Source organism: Citrobacter sp. Cpo089 (assembly GCF_030332695.1).
In the GTDB taxonomy this organism is placed as follows: domain Bacteria; phylum Pseudomonadota; class Gammaproteobacteria; order Enterobacterales; family Enterobacteriaceae; genus Citrobacter; species Citrobacter portucalensis.
This window is the reverse complement of record NZ_JAOWHJ010000020.1, coordinates 24147-41280: the sequence shown is the minus strand read 5'-3', so window position 1 is coordinate 41280 and position 17134 is coordinate 24147. Positions and strand designations below refer to the sequence as shown.

Below are 17134 nucleotides of genomic sequence, written 5' to 3'. Positions count from 1 at the left end.
AGCCGTTGAGAAAAGTCAGGTGCGATACGCCTTTTTCAGTGAATCCACCAGCACCTCGGAAGCGGTAGATAATTTATGATGCGCCGAACGCAAAACCCCGATCCGACGCTGGATCACCGGCGTATCCAGATCGATACAGGTTGCGCCTAACTCTGTCATTTGCGTGCGGCATAGTGCAGGTACGGCGCTACCGCCCAGACCGTTAGCCACCAGGCGGCCAACGGTCACCAGCTGATGGCTCTCCAGCGCTACTTCCAGAGTATGTCCGCTTTGCACCAATTGTTCTTCCAGCATCAGCCGCACGGCGGACGGGCGTTGCAGGGTGATAAAATCCAGCGTCAGCAGTTCGCGCCACGCAATACGATCCCTGTCTGCCAGTCGACAGGTTGGCGGCACAATCGCGATAAAACGATCCACACCGAGCGGCGTGAAATGCAGATGTCCCGAATAGTCCGGCTCGAAGGCTATGCCCATCTCGACCCGCCCTTCACTGACCATTTCAATCACGTGTTCATTGATCACATCATGAACCGTTACGTTGATACCGGAATAAGAATCACGAAATGTTTTCAGTACCGATGGCAGGACGTTAGCGGCAAATGAGGGCATGGCGGCGATCGATATTTTACCGCGCTGCAGCGTAAAGCGCTGGCGCATGGCTTCTTCCGTATTCTCCCAGTCCGCCAGCAGCTGTCGCCCCATATTCAGCAGCGTTTCTCCCTCCTGCGTCAGGGTCACTTTGCGGGTCGTTCTTAACAGTAACGCCCCACCCAGCGAATCCTCCAGTCCTTTAATCGCCAGGCTTAACGCGGGTTGCGACATATTCAGTCTTTCGCTGGCATGAGCAAAATTCAGAGTGTGAGCTACCGCTAAAAACGCGCGTAACTGTTTGATGCTCATTCCCATTTCGCATTCCTTTAACTTGTTGAATACCTTTAATTAACATTAAATTGATAAAAAAACCCAATGAGTGAGTCACAAATTTAAAATTAACAAATCATTTTTCACCCCCAATGATGTCGGCAAGGACAACTTGGGAGGCAAGTGTATGGCTGGACTGGATAAACGTGTTGCCACTTATCAAGAGGCGCTGGAAGGACTGACCGACAACATGACGCTGCTGGCGGGCGGTTTTGGTTTATGTGGGATCCCTGAAAACCTGATTACCGAAGTCCGCCGTCGGGAGGTTCAGGGACTTACCGTTGTGTCTAACAACTGTGGTGTGGATGGCTTTGGTCTTGGCGTGCTGCTGGAAACGCGTCAGGTGCGCAAAGTGGTCGCGTCCTATGTAGGGGAAAACGCCCTGTTTGAGAAACAGGTGCTTAGCGGCGAACTGGAAGCCATCCTGACGCCGCAGGGTACGCTGGCAGAGCAGTTGCGCGCGGGCGGCGCGGGGATCCCTGCATTTTTTACCGCGACCGGATATGGAACTCCCGTGGCGGAAGGTAAAGAGGTTCGCGAGTTTGCCGGACGCCCTTACATTCTTGAGCAGGCGATAACCGGCGATTTTGCATTGGTTAAAGGCTGGAAAGCCGACTGGTACGGCAACGTCATCTATCGCCACACCGCACAGAACTTTAATCCGCTGATGGCCGCCGCCGGGCGCATTACCGTCGTGGAAGTTGAAGAGATTGTCCCTCCCGGAGAACTGGACCCTGCGGCGATTCACACTCCCGGAATTTTCGTTAACCGCATTATTCAGGGGCAGTTTGAAAAACGTATTGAACAACGCACCCTGCGCCAGAAAGGAGCCTGACCATGTTAACGCGTGAACAAATGGCGATGCGCGTCGCCCGCGAGCTGCGCGACGGTTATTACGTCAACCTTGGGATCGGTATTCCCACGCTGGTGGCAAATTACATCCCTGATGGCATGGACGTGATGCTGCAATCAGAAAACGGTTTGCTGGGTATGGGCCCGTTTCCCACAGAAGACGAAATTGATGCCGACATGATCAACGCCGGGAAACAGACCGTGACGGCGCGCAAAGGCGCGGCGATTTTCGACTCAGCGCAATCCTTCGCCATGATCCGCGGCGGCCACGTTGATCTGACGGTGCTCGGTGCGTTTGAAGTCGATGTTAACGGCAATATCGCCTCTTGGATGATCCCCGGAAAAATGGTGAAAGGCATGGGCGGCGCGATGGACCTGGTTGCCGGAGCCGACAATATCATCGTGGTAATGACCCATGCTTCCAAAAGCGGTGAGTCGAAACTGCTTCCCGCCTGCACCCTGCCGCTGACCGGCGTGGCCTGCATCAAACGCGTGCTTACCGACCTGGCTCTGCTGGAAATTGCCAACGGTGCATTCATTCTGCGTGAACGTGCACCGGGCATCAGCGTGGATGAGATTGTCGCCAGAACCGCCGGTAATCTCATCGTTCCCGAAAATGTCCCAGAAATGCAATTTAGCTGAGGAGCTGACCATGCAGGATGTTGTCATTGTCGCGGCAACGCGCACCCCGATTGGCAGTTTTCATGGCGCGCTGGCACCACTTTCCGCGGTTGAGCTTGGTTCAGTGGTGATCCGTTCGCTGCTGGAAAAAACGGCTGTGGAACCCGAGCAAATTGATGAGGTGATCTTAGGTCAGGTTCTGGCCGCGGGCTGCGGTCAGAATCCGGCCAGACAAACGGCGTTACGCGCAGGTCTGCCAGTCACCACGCCCGCGCTAACCATTAATCTGGTGTGTGGTTCGGGTCTGAAGGCGGTGCATCAGGCGGTACAGGCGATTCGCTGTGGCGATGCGCAAATCGTGATTGCCGGAGGCCAGGAGAGCATGAGTAATGCGCCCTATTTTCTCGACGGGGCGCGGGCCGGTCTGCGGTTGGGTCATGCCAGCATGAAAGACAGCGTGGTGCATGACGGTCTGTGGGATGCGTTCAACGACTATCACATGGGAATTACTGCCGAAAATCTGGCGGATAAGTTTGTTATCAGCCGTGAGCAGCAGGATGCTTTTGCCCTGCGCTCCCAGCAAAAAGCCGCCGCCGCCATTGAAGCGGGTCGTTTTAGCGCGGAAATCACGCCGGTTAGCGTCCCGCAGGGCAAAAAACCGCCACGTGTGGTGGATCGTGACGAACAGCCTCGCCCGGATACTCAGGCCGACAAGCTGGCGCAACTTAAACCAGCATTTCGTCCAGGTAACGGTACGGTGACCGCCGGAAATGCCTCATCCATCAATGATGGTGCCGCCGCGGTGATGTTGATGAGCGCAGCCAAAGCCGCAGAACTCAATTTGCCGGTGCTTGCCCGGGTGGCAGGCTACGCGGTTTCTGGCGTCGATCCCGCCATTATGGGGATTGGGCCGGTAGAAGCATCACTCCAGTGCCTGAAACGTGCTGGCTGGACGCTGAATGACGTGGATCTTATCGAAGCCAACGAAGCATTTGCCGCACAAGCGCTGGCGGTTGGCGAATCCCTGAACTGGGACAGCAACCGGGTGAACGTGAACGGCGGCGCAATTGCTCTAGGGCACCCGATTGGCGCATCAGGTTGCCGGATTCTGGTAACACTGCTGCACGAAATGGCTCGCAGCAACGCCGCAAAAGGGCTGGCTACGTTGTGCGTGGGCGGCGGTCAAGGTGTGGCGCTGGCAGTAGAGCGTTCACAGGAGGTATCTCATGCATAGTAAACCTATCTGCGTCCTGGGGGCGGGTTTAATGGGCGTCGGCATTGCTACCCACTTCGCCCGTTATGGTCACGATGTCTGGTTATACGATACCGATAGCAGCCGAATTGCAGAAATAAGCGGAGTTGCCGGCGGTATCCTGGATGAGCTGATAGCCACCGACCAATTTGCCATTGGTGAAAAAACGACGGTCGTGTCTCGCCTGCACGGCACGACCTCGCTACAGGATATTGCCGCATGCCGGTTACTGATTGAAGCGATCCCGGAGCGGCTCGAACTCAAATATGCACTGTATGCCCAACTGGAAGAGCTGATCGCGCCGGAGGCCGTTATTGCCAGTAACACCAGCGGCCTGCCGCCGGATGCACTGGCGGAAAAGCTCGCCCATCCTGAACGGTTGCTGATAGCCCATTTCTGGCACCCGCCTCATTTTATTCCGCTGGTCGAAATTGTACCTGGCACCGCAACGAAGCCGAAATATCTCCATGAATTACAACAAATGCTGATCGCGATGCAACTTGAGGCGGTGGTGCTCGACCGCGCTGCCCCAGGGTTTGTCGGCAACCGACTACAGTTTGCCCTGCTACGCGAAGCGCTACATATCGTTAAAAGCGGCATCGCCAGCGCAGAAGTGGTTGATCAGGTGATGCGCGCCTCGCTCGGACGTCGCTATGCAATGGTCGGTCCGCTGGAGGCTGCTGATATGACCGGGCTTTCTACGGTGCAGGACATTTGTCGGCATCTGCTTCCGGAACTGGCAACCGGCAGCGACATGATGTCGCTGGTCGCTGACAAGGTTGCCAACGGTGATACCGGTTTACGCAGCGGTCAGGGATTTTATCGCTGGGATGGTTCGCGCAAGGAGTACATCCAGCAACGCAGAGAGCATCAGCTGCGTTTTGCCCTGAAACCATAACGTCTCTTTCTGTACCCCAATATAATAATAAGGAGTCATGATGAGTGTATTAATCGCCCTGGCAGCGCTGGGTCTGCTGATGCTGGCAGCCTATCGCGGATACAGCGTCATTCTGTTTGCCCCCATCGCGGCATTAGGTGCTGTATTGCTTACCGAACCCAGCGCCGTCGGCCCTGCCTTCACCGGCCTGTTTATGGAAAAAATGGTCGGTTTTGTGAAGCTGTACTTCCCGGTGTTCCTGCTGGGGGCAGTGTTTGGCAAGTTAATCGAGTTATCTGGATTTTCACGTTCCATTGTTGCCGCCGCTATCAACATCCTCGGTCGTCGTCATGCCATCCCGGTGATTGTGCTGGTATGTGCGCTGTTGACCTACGGCGGCGTATCGCTGTTTGTGGTGGCCTTTGCGGTGTATCCGTTCGCGGCTGAACTGTTCCGTCAGAGCAATATTCCTAAACGCCTGATCCCGGCAACCGTTGCGCTGGGTGCCTTCTCCTTCACCATGGATGCCCTGCCAGGCACACCGCAGATCCAGAACATTATTCCGACCAGTTTCTTCGGTACCAACGCCTGGGCCGCGCCGTGGCTGGGTTTGATAGGTTCCGTATTTATCATCGTTGTTGGTCTGGTTTATCTCGAACGTCAGCGTCGTAAAGCACAGGCTAAGAATGAGGGTTATGGCACTGAACTGTTAAACGAGCCGGAAACGCCGGATAACATTAATCTGCCGAACCCGATCATCGCGATCTCTCCGCTGATCCTGGTTGGGGTATTTAACCTGCTGTTTACTCGCTGGATCCCACAATGGTATGGCGCCACGCATCAGCTTGAACTTCCGGGCCTTGCCAAGCCGATTACCACCGAAGTCGGTAAAATCACCGCTATCTGGGCAGTGGAAGCGGCGCTGATTTCTGGGATCCTGCTGGTGGTGCTCTTCGGCTACCGCAACATAAAAGGTCGCCTGGCGGAAGGCAGCAGAACGGCGGTTGGCGGCGCGATCCTCGCGGCGATGAACACCGCGTCAGAGTACGGTTTTGGCGCAGTGATCGCCGCCCTGCCAGGTTTCCTTGTACTGTCAAAAGCACTGGCGGCTATTCCTGACCCGCTGCTCAATGAAGCTATCAGTATCACTACTCTCGCCGGGATCACCGGTTCGGCGTCTGGCGGGATGAGTATTGCCCTTGCCGCCATGTCTGACACCTTTATCGCGGCCGCTCACGCTGCCAATATCCCACTTGAAGTCTTCCACCGCGTGGCGTCTATGGCCAGCGGCGGTATGGACACCCTGCCGCATAACGGCGCGGTCATTACCTTATTGGCTATCACCGGTCTCAGCCATCGTCAGGCGTATGGCGGAATTTTCGCTATTACCGTCATTAAAAGTCTGGCCGTACTGTTTGTCATCGGCGTCTTCTACACTACCGGAATTGTTTAAGGAGAATCATCATGAACTTAACGGGAAAAACCGCTCTGGTTACCGGCTCGACCAGCGGTATCGGATTAGGTATCGCACAGGTGCTGGCGCAAGCGGGCGCTACCCTGATCCTTAACGGGTTTGGTGATGTGGATGCCGCCAAAGACGCTGTTGCGCAATATGGCAAAACACCAGGCTATCATGGCGCGGATCTGAGCGATGAAGCGCAAATTGCCGACATGATGCGCTATGCCGAGAGCGAATTCGGCGGTGTTGATATTCTGGTCAACAACGCGGGGATCCAGCATGTATCCCCGGTGGAAACCTTCCCGGTTGATAAATGGAACGCGATTATCGCCATTAATCTCTCTTCCGTTTTTCACACCACGCGTCTGGCGCTTCCTGGTATGCGCGCGCGAAACTGGGGGCGCATCATTAATATCGCTTCTGTTCACGGCCTGGTGGCTTCAAAAGAGAAATCTGCCTACGTAGCGGCGAAGCACGGCGTGGTGGGATTCACCAAGACCATTGCGCTGGAAACCGCGCAGACGGGGGTAACCTGCAATGCGCTGTGTCCCGGCTGGGTGCTCACGCCGCTGGTTCAGCAACAGATCGATAAGCGTATTGCCGAAGGCGCAGAGCCTGAGGCTGCGCGTGACGCCCTGCTGTCGGAAAAGCAGCCGTCGCGCGAATTCGTCACGCCGGAACAGTTAGGTGAGCTGGCACTATTTCTGTGTTCAGACGGTGCGGCGCAGGTGCGTGGCGTGGCGTGGAATATGGATGGCGGTTGGGTAGCGCAATAACATCATCAGGTGCCGGATAAGACTGACTTACATCCGGCACAGTCGTAGGCCGGATAAGACGCAGTCGCATCCGGCACGTCACGATTAAGACTTCAGCTGATAATCCAGCGTAATTTCCGCGTTCAGTACCTGCGATACCGGGCATCCGGCTTTTGCTTTCTGGATGATGCCGTCAAACGTGGCGGCGTCTATCCCCGGCACGCTCACCTGGCTATGCAACGCGACTTTAGTGATCGCAAACCCGGCATCTACTTTATCCAGAGAAACATCGGCAGTGGTATCAATGGCATCTGGGGTAAACCCCGCTTCGCCCAGCATCAGCGAAAGCGCCATCGAGAAACAGGCTGCATGGGCCGCGCCAATCAATTCTTCAGGATTGGTGCCTTTCTCACCTTCAAACCGTGTATTAAACCCATACGGTTGCTGATTCAACACGCCACTTTCGGTCGACACAGTGCCTTTGCCGCGCTTAATGTCGCCTTCCCAGTGTGCCTGACCTTTCTTATGGATAGTCATTACCGCTCTCCTGTGTTGTCGTCGGAGTTACTAGTATAGGACGCCCGGGAAAAAGCATGTTACATACGGGATAGTTCTCATTTGCCGCTTAAGCATTGACCTTTCAGATAAAATGACCGACCATCCAGAAAGCCGTTATGTTGAACATCGGCTTTATATCAGGTTGTATTTCGTCCGTTCTCATACGGGCTCGCCCTTGAAACCAGTAACAGGATTAAGGAGTTAGAATGAAATCGAACCGTCAGGCCCGTCATATTCTCGGACTGGACCACAAAATCTCAAATCAACGTAAAATCGTGACCGAAGGTGACAAAACCAACGTGGTCAATAATCCTACTGGAAGAAAGCGCCGCACTGACGGCAAGTAGCCTTTCGCACGTCTGACTGAGTAACGAGATAAACACCATTGCAACCGCAGTGGTGTTTTTGCTTATAAAACCCCTTAACCCATTCACAATGCTTTATACTTCGCCCGTTTCCCTGGCGGACAGGCTACATACGATCATAAAGAGCGCCAGGGACGGTTATTCAAAAAAGAGTGAGTGACATGGAAAACGAAACCAAAAAACTGCGTTCCCTTTACATCCCCTACGCTGGCCCGGTACTGCTGGAATTCCCTTTACTGAATAAAGGGAGCGCCTTCAGTGTGGAAGAACGCCGTAACTTCAACCTGCTGGGGTTACTGCCGGAAGTGGTCGAGACGATTGAGGAACAGGCTGAACGCGCCTGGATCCAATATCAGGGATTCAAAACCGAAATCGACAAACATATTTACCTGCGCAACATCCAGGACACCAACGAAACCCTGTTTTACCGACTGGTGCATAATCACCTGGATGAGATGATGCCAGTTATCTATACCCCAACGGTCGGCGCGGCCTGTGAGCGTTTCTCTGAGATTTATCGTCGTGCGCGCGGCGTGTTTATCTCTTATCAGAACCGCCACAATATGGACGATATCCTGCAAAACGTCCCTAACCACAACATCAAGGTCATCGTTGTCACCGATGGCGAACGTATTTTAGGTCTTGGCGATCAGGGGATCGGCGGGATGGGCATTCCAATCGGTAAACTGTCGCTGTATACCGCATGTGGCGGAATTAGCCCGGCCTATACTCTTCCGGTGGTACTGGACGTGGGGACCAACAACCAGCAACTGCTGAACGATCCGCTGTATATGGGCTGGCGCAATCCGCGTATCACTGATGATGAATACTACGAATTCGTTGATGAATTCATCCAGGCCGTGAAGCATCGCTGGCCGGACGTGCTGTTGCAGTTTGAAGATTTCGCCCAGAAAAACGCCATGCCGCTGCTGACCCGTTATCGTGATGAAATTTGCTCGTTTAACGACGATATTCAGGGCACCGCGGCGGTTACCGTCGGTACGCTGATTGCGGCTAGCCGCGCGGCCGGTAGCCAGTTGAGCGAACAGAACATCGTCTTCCTCGGTGCGGGTTCCGCCGGTTGCGGGATTGCCGAGCAGATCATTGCGCAGATCCAGCGTGAAGGTTTAAGCGAAGAAGCGGCGCGTCAACGCGTATTCATGGTCGATCGCTTCGGCCTGTTAACAGACAAAATGCCGAACCTGCTCTCCTTCCAGACCAAACTGGTGCAAAAACGCGAAAATCTCCAGCACTGGGATACACAAGAAGATGTGCTGTCGTTGCTCGACGTGGTCCGCAACGTTAAACCTGACATCCTGATCGGCGTTTCCGGACAAACCGGCCTGTTTACCGAAGAGATCATCCGCGAAATGCACAAGCATTGTCCGCGTCCGATCGTCATGCCGTTGTCTAACCCCACTTCCCGTGTTGAAGCTACGCCACAGGATATTATCGCCTGGACCGAAGGTAACGCGCTGGTTGCGACCGGTAGTCCGTTCGCACCGGTACTGTGGAAAGATAAAATTTACCCAATCGCCCAGTGTAACAACGCCTATATCTTCCCGGGTATTGGTCTGGGTGTGATTGCGTCTGGCGCGTCGCGCATCACTGATGAAATGCTGATGTCGGCGAGTGAAACGCTGGCACAGTATTCACCGTTGGTGCTCAACGGCGAAGGCCTGGTGCTACCGGAACTGAAAGATATTCAGACCGTTTCTCGCGCCATTGCCTTTGCCGTCGGTAAAATGGCTCAGCAGCAAGGTGTGGCAGTGAAAACCTCCGCCGAAGCGCTGCAACAGGCGATTGACGATAATTTCTGGCAAGCAGAATATCGCGACTACCGTCGTACCTCTATCTGACGCTTTGCCCGGCGGCAAACTGCTGCCGGGCGTTCAACACTTGCGCTTTTGCGCAACTTACGATTACACTTTCACCACCGATTAACATTCTGAAAAACAAAAGGAGGATACTTATGCTGTACTGTGAACGTTTTATCGTTTCACATGCTTTTGGCGATCGCCAGTGCTCAAGCGTTATCGGTATCGTGCTGCGATAACTTCTGCTTGAGCGAAGCTAACTTCTAAATCCCCTTCTCTCGGGCTTACCGGGTTATCGTCAGCGATGTTTGACGAGGCGTTTTTACGCCTGTAACTCTTGAGTAAGCAACAATGAGCACATTACTAACCGCACAATCCTTACACGTTGATACGGCATTCGGCACGCTATTCGACGATCTTTCCTTTACCCTGAAAAAAGGCGACCGCATCGGGCTTATCGGTTACAACGGCTGCGGCAAAAGCACGCTGTTAAAACTGCTCGATGGCACGATCTCGCCCACCAGTGGGGCAATCGCGCAGGCGAATCACTGCCATCTCGCGCGTGTAGAACAACATCTACCTGACGATATACTGCCTCTTACGCTGCAGGAAGCCGTTCTCGCTCAACTTCCCGAGCATGAACGCGCAGCTCAGCAGTGGCGAGTTGAAGCACTGCTTGCCGAAATGGGTTTTACGCCAGAGAATTTATCTCTTACAGCGCAAACGTTGAGCGGTGGCCAGCACACGCGCTTGCTATTAGCGCGGGCACTGATGCGTAATCCTGACCTGCTGCTGCTGGATGAGCCGGGTAACCACCTGGATTTGCCTACATTACTGTGGCTTGAGCAGTTCTTACAGAACTGGTCTGGCAGTTTTGTGGTGGTCTCCCACGACCCGCAACTGCTGGATGCGGTGACTCACGGAACCTGGATCTTGCGCGATCGCACCCTCCATGCGTTTGATCTACCCTGTAGTGCAGCGCGTCAGGCTCTGGCAGAAAGAGATGTCAGCGATGCTCTGCGCCACAAGGCTGAGCAAAAAGAAATAGACCGGGTGACTGCCAGCGCCAAACGGCTGGCAACCTGGGGGCGGGTCTACGACAACGAAGATCTCTCCCGCAAGGCCAAGCAGATGGAAAAACAGGTACAGCGCCTGAAAGAGGTACAAACAGAAGTGACGTCAGGAAGTCAGTGGACACTAACATTGCAGGGTGATGCCCTGCGTGCAGATCGTTTGCTGGAGATGACCAATCTGTCTGTAGCCCCTGCTCCTGGTGCAGATACACTGTTTTCCATTGCCGGTATCCGGTTAAAAAGCGGCGATCGCGTGGCGATTGTCGGGCGTAACGGTTGCGGGAAATCATCGCTGTTAAGGCTTATCTGGCAACAGTTCCAGGCACAGATAGCATCAACTTCACTGGTGTTACACCCGCGCGTTACGCTGGGTTATTACGATCAGACGCTGCATCAGCTTGCCGATAACGATTCATTGTTTGACGCGCTGGAAGCGTTTGCCCCGCAGCCAGAGATTCGCAAGATGGCGCTGATTAGCGCGGGATTTCCGTGGGTTCGTCATGCGCAGCGGGTCAGTACATTAAGCGGCGGTGAGCGCTCCCGGCTACTGTTTGTTGGGCTGACGCTTGCGCGCTACAGTCTGCTGATGCTTGATGAACCGACCAACCATCTGGATATGGAAGGCAAAGAGGCGCTGGCAGAAACGCTACAAAGATATAACGGCGGCGTGTTGCTGGTCAGTCACGACCGGCAGCTTATCAGCCAAAGCTGTAATCGGTTCTGGTTAATCGACAATGGCGAACTCAGTGAATGGCACGATCTGGAGGCGGTCAATGCGCGTATTCGGGAAACGTCCGCGGAGATAACCGTTCCCAAAACGGTGGTCGTAGAGAAAACTGAAATAAGCAGTGACAGCGATAGATTGCTGGAACAACTTCTCGATCTTGAGCAGCGTCTGGCCGACGATCTCGCCCGCAAGCCGAAACATCAAAAACCGTTGTTACAGGCGCAATGGCGCAAGGAGATAGAGGAGATAACGGCGAAACTCTGATAGCAACGCCCGGTGGCGCGACGCTTACCGGGCCTACAAAAACGTAGGCCGGATAAGCGCAAGCGCCATCCGGCAATGCGTTATTGCTGCGGTTTTTTCTCTTTCCAGGCATCCCAGGCCTGTTTGATCTCTTGCTTTGCCGTAGCGGCATCATTGAAACCGTTTAATTCGACCTTCTTGCGCCCTTCCGGCAGATCTTTGTACACGCGGAAGAAAGATTCCAGACGTTGAACTTCAATCTTGGGCAGATCGCTTAACTCTTTGATGTCGTCATAAGTGGGGTCAATTTTACTGGCCGGAACAGCGACAATTTTGTCGTCCTTTTCACCGCCGTCGATCATCTTCAGTACGCCAATAGCGCGCAGCTTAATCAACGTTCCCGGAGCAAGCGGCGCACGGGTATAAAAAATGACGTCCAGCGGGTCACCGTCACCGGCTAAAGACTGGGTGAGTGAACCGTAGTTGGCGGGATAGGCAACCGGCATTGACTGGAAGCGATCGGCAACGATAAAACCGGTTTTGGCGTCGGTTTCATATTTAATCATTCCGCCTGCCGGGATTTCGGTTACGGCATAAAACTCTTCCGGGTTGTTCTCCGGCTGAGGAAATTCGAGGATGTTCTGCGCCTGAGCTGAAGCACAAAGAAACACGCTGACAGCGAGTAATTTTTTCACCAGATGCATTGTCTTGTAACTCTTCTATTATCGGAAAGACAATACCTTACGTTCAGCAGATGACAGAAACATGACGTTTTTTTGGCAAAAAAATGGCGCTACCGATGTAGCGCCATTGCGTAGAGGGAACATCAGGGATTAGTTAACCCCCTCCTCACTCTCTTTTTTCGCTTCTTGTCTTTCAACTTCGCGATACCAACGCGGGTGATGTTTCTTCGCCCAGCGACGGCTCACTTTCCCTTCAACCATGCCTTTAATCGATCCTTTCACCCAGAATGCCATATACATATGGATGAGGATGGCGTGCATCAGGATAATCCCCGCAGCCGCATGGATCAGCAGGCTATAGCGCACGACCTGCATCGGGAAGAACTGCGCAAAGTACGGACGCCAGATAATGATACCGGTAATCAGCAGCACGAAAATCATGCTCATAATCGACCAGAACATCATTTTCTGCCCGGCGTTGTATTTGCCCACATCCGCCACTTTGTGTTCATTGCCTTTCAGTACTTCCACAATGTTTTTCAGCCACGGAATATCTTTCTTATCCGGGATGTTGTGGTGCACAAAGCGTACAAACATGAACATCAGCGCCACGAAGATCAGTATGCCGAAGAACGGATGCAAAATGCGTCCCATCTGCGGCGTACCGAAGGTTTGCGTCAGCCATTGCAGAGTCGGGAAGAAAAATGAAATCCCCGACAGCGCTACCAGGAAGAAGCAGATCACCACCGTCCAGTGACAGGCGCGGTCGATAAATTTCGTGCGCACAATCATTTTCGACTTACTCATGATGATCCTCCTCGTCGTCGTCCACTTCCTTATTCGGACCAATACCAATGTAGTGGTAAATCAGTCCGGCGAAGGTGGCGATAAATCCGGCAGCGGCCAGCGGCTTCAGCGCCCCTTTCCACAGATTGATAGAGGTATCTATCTGCGGGTCTTTTGGCAGACCGTGATACAGTTCAGGCTGGTTGGCATGATGCAGAACGTACATGACGTGCGTGCCGCCCACACCTTCCGGGTTGTAAAGACCGGCATGTTCAAAACCGCGTGCTTTCAGTTTTGCCACACGCTGTTCGCCCATTTCCAGCATTTCCTGCTTGGTGCCGAAATGTATTGCCCCGGTCGGACACGTTTTCACGCAGGCAGGTTCCTGCCCGACGCTGACTCGGTCCACACACAGCGTACATTTATACACGCGGTTATCCTCTTTATTGAGGCGCGGAATATTAAATGGACACCCGGCAATACAGTAGCCGCAGCCGATGCAGTGCTCTGACTGGAAATCGACAATCCCGTTGGCGTACTGGATGATGGCCCCGGCAGACGGGCACGCCTTCAGGCAGCCCGGATCTTCACAGTGCATACAGCCGTCTTTACGAATCAACCACTCCAGCTTGCCGTTCTGTTCGGTTTCGGTAAACCGCATCACCGTCCAGGACTTGGCGCTGAGATCGGCGGGGTTGTCATACACCCCGACGCAGTGGCCAACTTCATCGCGGATATCGTTCCACTCTGAGCATGCCACCTGACAGGCCTTACAACCTATACAGGTGGAAACGTCGATCAGCTTCGCGACTTCTGCTTTGTAATCACGGGCCTGAGGCGGCGGCGTGATGGAGTTTGTTGCGGACCGTTTGATGATGTCCTGCGTTTCCATAGACATATGTTCGCCTCCCTTACGCCTTCTCGATGTTAACTAAAAACGCTTTGTATTCCGGCGTTTGCGAGTTTGCATCACCGACATTCGGCGTCAGGGTGTTGGCGATAAAGCCTTTACGCGCGACTCCTTCAAAGCCCCAGTGGATTGGGATCCCAACCGTTTCAACCTGCTGACCGTTGACGTTCAGGGTACGCAGACGACGAGTGACCACGGCAACTGCGCGAATAAATCCACGCTTGCTGCTAACTTTGACGTGATCGCCGTTGTTGATCCCTTTCGCTGCCGCCAGCGTTTCGCTGATTTCCACAAACTGCTCTGGCTGGGCAATCGCATTCAGTAATGCGTGCTTGGTCCAGGTATGGAAATGTTCGGTTAGACGATAGGTCGTCCCGACGTACGGGAAGTCCTGTTTCGTGCCCATACGGAGTTTATCCGCTTCGTACAGACGTGCTGCCGGGTTGGAGATCACATTCGGGTGCAGCGGGTTAGTACCCAGCGGCGTTTCCATCGGCTCGTAGTGTTCCGGGAACGGACCTTCCGCCATCTTATCGATAGCAAACAGACGCCCCAGCCCTTCCGGCTGCATGATAAACGGATTGGTGCCACTGCCCGGTGCCGCGGTGTTGAAGTCCGGGATATCGTTCCCCGTCCACTTCGTACCGTTCCACTGGATAAGCATGCGTTTTGGATCCCACGGTTTACCCTGCGGATCCGCCGAAGCGCGGTTATACAGTACGCGACGGTTCAGCGGCCATGCCCAGGCCCAGCCCAGCGTATTACCGAGACCTGACGGGTCGGCGTTATCGCGGTTGGCCATCTGGTTGCCCTGCTCGGTCCAGCTACCGGTATAAATCCAGCAGGACGATGACGTAGAACCATCATCGCGCAGCAACGCAAAGCTGTTGAGCAACTGACCTTTTTTCGCAACCAGCACGCCGTTGGCATCATAGAGATCTTCCAGCGCATAGCCGTTGTTCTCTTTTGCCACTTCCTCGGAATGCGGTTCGTCCGGCTGCTTATAGTTCCAGCTCATTTTCAGAACGGGCTCTACAGCTTTACCGCCTTCAGTGCGATACATGTCGCGCAGACGATGGTAAATACCGGCCAGAATTTCGCCGTCGTTGCGGGCTTCACCCGGTGCGTCCTGACCTTTCCAGTGCCACTGTAGCCAGCGGCCGGAGTTGGCAATGGAGCCGTCCTCTTCTGCAAAGCAGGTCGATGGCAAACGGAAGACTTCGGTCTGAATCGATGCCGGATCGACGTCGTTTGATTCACCGTGGTTCTGCCAGAACGTTGAGGTTTCGGTCACCAGCGGATCGATAACCACCAGATACTTCAGTTTGCTCAGGCACTGCACCACTTTGTTTTTGTCCGGGAAGGACGCAACCGGGTTAAAGCCCTGACAGATGTAGCCGGTGACTTTTCCGCTATCCATCATGTTGAAGTATTTGATGACGTCGTAGGACTGATCCCACTTCGGCAGCCACTCAAAGCCCCAGTCGTTCTCTTTCTGCGCCGCATTGCCGTAGAAAGATTTCATTAGACTGACGAAGAACTTCGGATAGTTACCCCAGTAGTTAACCTGGTCGGCCAACGTCGCTTTTGGCGTATTAGCAGCCAGATAGGTTTGCAGATCCGCCTGTTTCTCTGACGGCAGCGTCAGGTAACCTGGCAGACTGGTAGAGAGCAGACCTAAGTCGGTTAATCCCTGAATGTTGGAGTGACCACGTAAGGCGTTAACCCCGCCACCTGCCATCCCCATGTTGCCGAGCAGCAACTGGATCATCGCCATGGTTCGGATGTTCTGTGCCCCGACGGTATGCTGAGTCCAACCCAGCGCGTACAGGAACGTAGTGGTGCGATCGGCTGCGCTGGTGGAAGCCAGCACTTCGCAGACTTTCAGGAAGTCTTCTTTCGGCGTACCACAAATGTTTTCCACCACATCCGGCGTGTAGCGGGAAACGTGCTGTTTTAACAGGTTCCAGACACAGCGAGGATGGCTTAACGTTTCATCGCGTTTCGCGTAGCCGTTTTCATCGAACTGGTAGTTCCAGGACGATTTATCGTATTGGCGTTTTTTCGCGTCATACCCGCTGAACAGACCGTCTTCAAAAGCATAGTCATCCCGCACCAGCAGGCTGGCGTTGGTGTAATGCTTAACGTATTCAGCGTTAATTTTGTTATTTTCAATCAGGTACAGCAAGACGCCGGACAGGAACGTAATGTCCGTGCCGGAACGAATTGGCGCATAGATATCCGCCACCGAAGCTGTACGTGTAAAACGAGGGTCAACAACAATCAGCGTGGCATCATTGTTGTTTTTGGCTTCCATCGCCCAGCGGAATCCCACCGGATGTGCTTCAGCGGCATTACCGCCCATCACCATCACGACGTTAGCATTTTTGATATCAACCCAGTGGTTGGTCATCGCACCGCGACCAAATGTTGGAGCAAGACTTGCTACCGTTGGTCCGTGTCAGACGCGCGCCTGGTTGTCTACTGCCAGCATGCCGAGTGAGCGCACAAATTTTTGCGTCAGCATGCCGGTTTCATTACTTGCCGCAGATGCACACAACATCCCGGTTGAAAGCCAGCGGTTTACCGTTACGCCCTGCTCATTCTTCTCAATAAAGTTGGCGTCACGGTCAGTTTTCATCAGCTTCGCGATACGGGTGAATGCTTCATCCCAGCTGATACGCTGCCATTTGTCGGAACCAGGAGCGCGATATTCCGGGTAACGCAGACGGTTTTCACTGTGCACGTAATCCAGTAATCCTGCGCCCTTAGGACATAATGCCCCGCGGCTCACCGGATGATCCGGATCCCCTTCAATATGGTAAATCGACTCTTTGGCGTTTTTTGCTCCATCTCCCAGGCTATACATTAATAGCCCGCAACCTACGGAACAGTATGTGCAGGTGTTTCGGATCTCTTTGGCGCGTAACAGCTTATAGTTTCGCGCCTGAGCCAGTGCCATTTTGGGTGCAAAACCCAAAGCGGCTACTGTTGTTCCCGCCATACCGCCCGCGCAGATTTTAAAAAATTGTCTGCGGCTGACGTCCATTGCTTTCCTCTTTTTTGCAGGGATTCGTACAGGACATCTCTCAAATCGCGCCAGCGCGGCATAATTGAAAGATGACATGTACAACTTCGCGACGAAACTATCAGCTATATCCATATTTTTTTTGCGTCAAATCAATAACGAAACGGTTCCGCTACTAAATAGTGCACTTTGTTTAACCTTTGTACC

Annotated in this window: 15 protein-coding genes; 9 read left to right on the top strand and 6 right to left on the bottom strand. The window is 53.8% G+C overall.

The features are described 5' to 3' along the window. Window positions 1-15 precede the first annotated feature (15 nt). Window positions 16-906 carry a LysR family transcriptional regulator gene (locus tag OGX92_RS02105; RefSeq protein ID WP_003020016.1) on the bottom strand — a complete coding sequence of 297 codons (891 nt, stop codon included), beginning with the start codon at window positions 904-906 and terminating at the stop codon, window positions 16-18. A gap of 142 nt (window positions 907-1048) precedes the next feature. Here OGX92_RS02105 and OGX92_RS02100 point away from each other — a divergent pair, with 142 nt between their 5' ends. From OGX92_RS02100 to OGX92_RS02075, 6 genes are read left to right on the top strand one after another with little or no spacing between them, the layout of a single operon-like run. Continuing rightward, a complete protein-coding gene (locus tag OGX92_RS02100; RefSeq protein WP_003020020.1) occupies window positions 1049-1756 on the top strand; it encodes a CoA transferase subunit A in 708 nt (235 codons plus the stop codon). Between the two features lie 2 nt (window positions 1757-1758). Then, window positions 1759-2415: a CoA transferase subunit B gene (locus OGX92_RS02095; RefSeq protein WP_063941979.1), complete on the top strand. Its 657-nt coding sequence runs from the start codon at window positions 1759-1761 to the stop codon at window positions 2413-2415. A gap of 10 nt (window positions 2416-2425) precedes the next feature. Continuing rightward, a complete protein-coding gene (locus OGX92_RS02090) occupies window positions 2426-3628 on the top strand; it encodes an acetyl-CoA C-acetyltransferase (protein WP_126957191.1) in 1203 nt (400 codons plus the stop codon). Further along, a complete protein-coding gene (locus OGX92_RS02085; RefSeq protein WP_286586187.1) occupies window positions 3621-4544 on the top strand; it encodes a 3-hydroxyacyl-CoA dehydrogenase family protein in 924 nt (307 codons plus the stop codon). The genes OGX92_RS02090 and OGX92_RS02085 overlap by 8 nt, the downstream gene beginning before the upstream one ends. Window positions 4545-4581: 37 nt before the next feature. After that, a complete protein-coding gene (locus tag OGX92_RS02080) occupies window positions 4582-5976 on the top strand; it encodes a GntP family permease (protein ID WP_196776256.1) in 1395 nt (464 codons plus the stop codon). Between the two features lie 11 nt (window positions 5977-5987). Then, entirely contained in the window at window positions 5988-6758 is a 771-nt protein-coding gene (locus OGX92_RS02075; protein WP_003833005.1) for a 3-hydroxybutyrate dehydrogenase, read from the top strand. 84 nt (window positions 6759-6842) lie between these two features. Here OGX92_RS02075 and osmC read toward each other — a convergent pair whose 3' ends face one another. Continuing rightward, window positions 6843-7274: a peroxiredoxin OsmC gene (gene osmC / locus OGX92_RS02070; protein ID WP_003833007.1), complete on the bottom strand. Its 432-nt coding sequence runs from the start codon at window positions 7272-7274 to the stop codon at window positions 6843-6845. Window positions 7275-7501: 227 nt separating this feature from the next. Between osmC and sra the strand changes: the two genes are divergently transcribed. From sra to OGX92_RS02055, 3 genes are all read left to right on the top strand, one after another. Then, window positions 7502-7642, top strand: a complete 141-nt coding sequence (gene sra, locus OGX92_RS02065; protein WP_003833009.1) for a stationary-phase-induced ribosome-associated protein — start codon at window positions 7502-7504, stop codon at window positions 7640-7642. A gap of 179 nt (window positions 7643-7821) precedes the next feature. Continuing rightward, on the top strand, window positions 7822-9519 hold the full coding sequence (gene maeA / locus OGX92_RS02060) for a malate dehydrogenase (RefSeq protein WP_003833011.1): 1698 nt from the start codon (window positions 7822-7824) through the stop codon (window positions 9517-9519). 309 nt (window positions 9520-9828) lie between these two features. Next, window positions 9829-11541 (top strand): ABC-F family ATP-binding cassette domain-containing protein, encoded by a 1713-nt coding sequence (locus OGX92_RS02055; RefSeq protein ID WP_286586186.1) that lies wholly within the window; start codon window positions 9829-9831, stop codon window positions 11539-11541. Between the two features lie 80 nt (window positions 11542-11621). On the opposite strand, the gene OGX92_RS02050 is transcribed toward OGX92_RS02055, so the two are convergent. The 4 genes from OGX92_RS02050 to fdnG all read right to left on the bottom strand — a co-directional run bounded on the left by OGX92_RS02050 (window position 11622) and on the right by fdnG (window position 16948). After that, complete coding sequence (locus OGX92_RS02050; protein ID WP_003833020.1) at window positions 11622-12224, bottom strand: inorganic diphosphatase; 603 nt, start codon at window positions 12222-12224, stop codon at window positions 11622-11624. Window positions 12225-12353: 129 nt separating this feature from the next. After that, window positions 12354-13010, bottom strand: a complete 657-nt coding sequence (gene fdnI / locus OGX92_RS02045) for a formate dehydrogenase-N subunit gamma (protein WP_003020054.1) — start codon at window positions 13008-13010, stop codon at window positions 12354-12356. Next, window positions 13003-13887 (bottom strand): formate dehydrogenase N subunit beta, encoded by an 885-nt coding sequence (gene fdnH / locus OGX92_RS02040; protein WP_003833024.1) that lies wholly within the window; start codon window positions 13885-13887, stop codon window positions 13003-13005. The genes fdnI and fdnH overlap by 8 nt, the downstream gene beginning before the upstream one ends. Before the next feature lie 13 nt (window positions 13888-13900). Then, complete coding sequence (gene fdnG / locus OGX92_RS02035) at window positions 13901-16948, bottom strand: formate dehydrogenase-N subunit alpha (RefSeq protein ID WP_286547371.1); 3048 nt, start codon at window positions 16946-16948, stop codon at window positions 13901-13903. Window positions 16949-17134 lie beyond the last annotated feature (186 nt).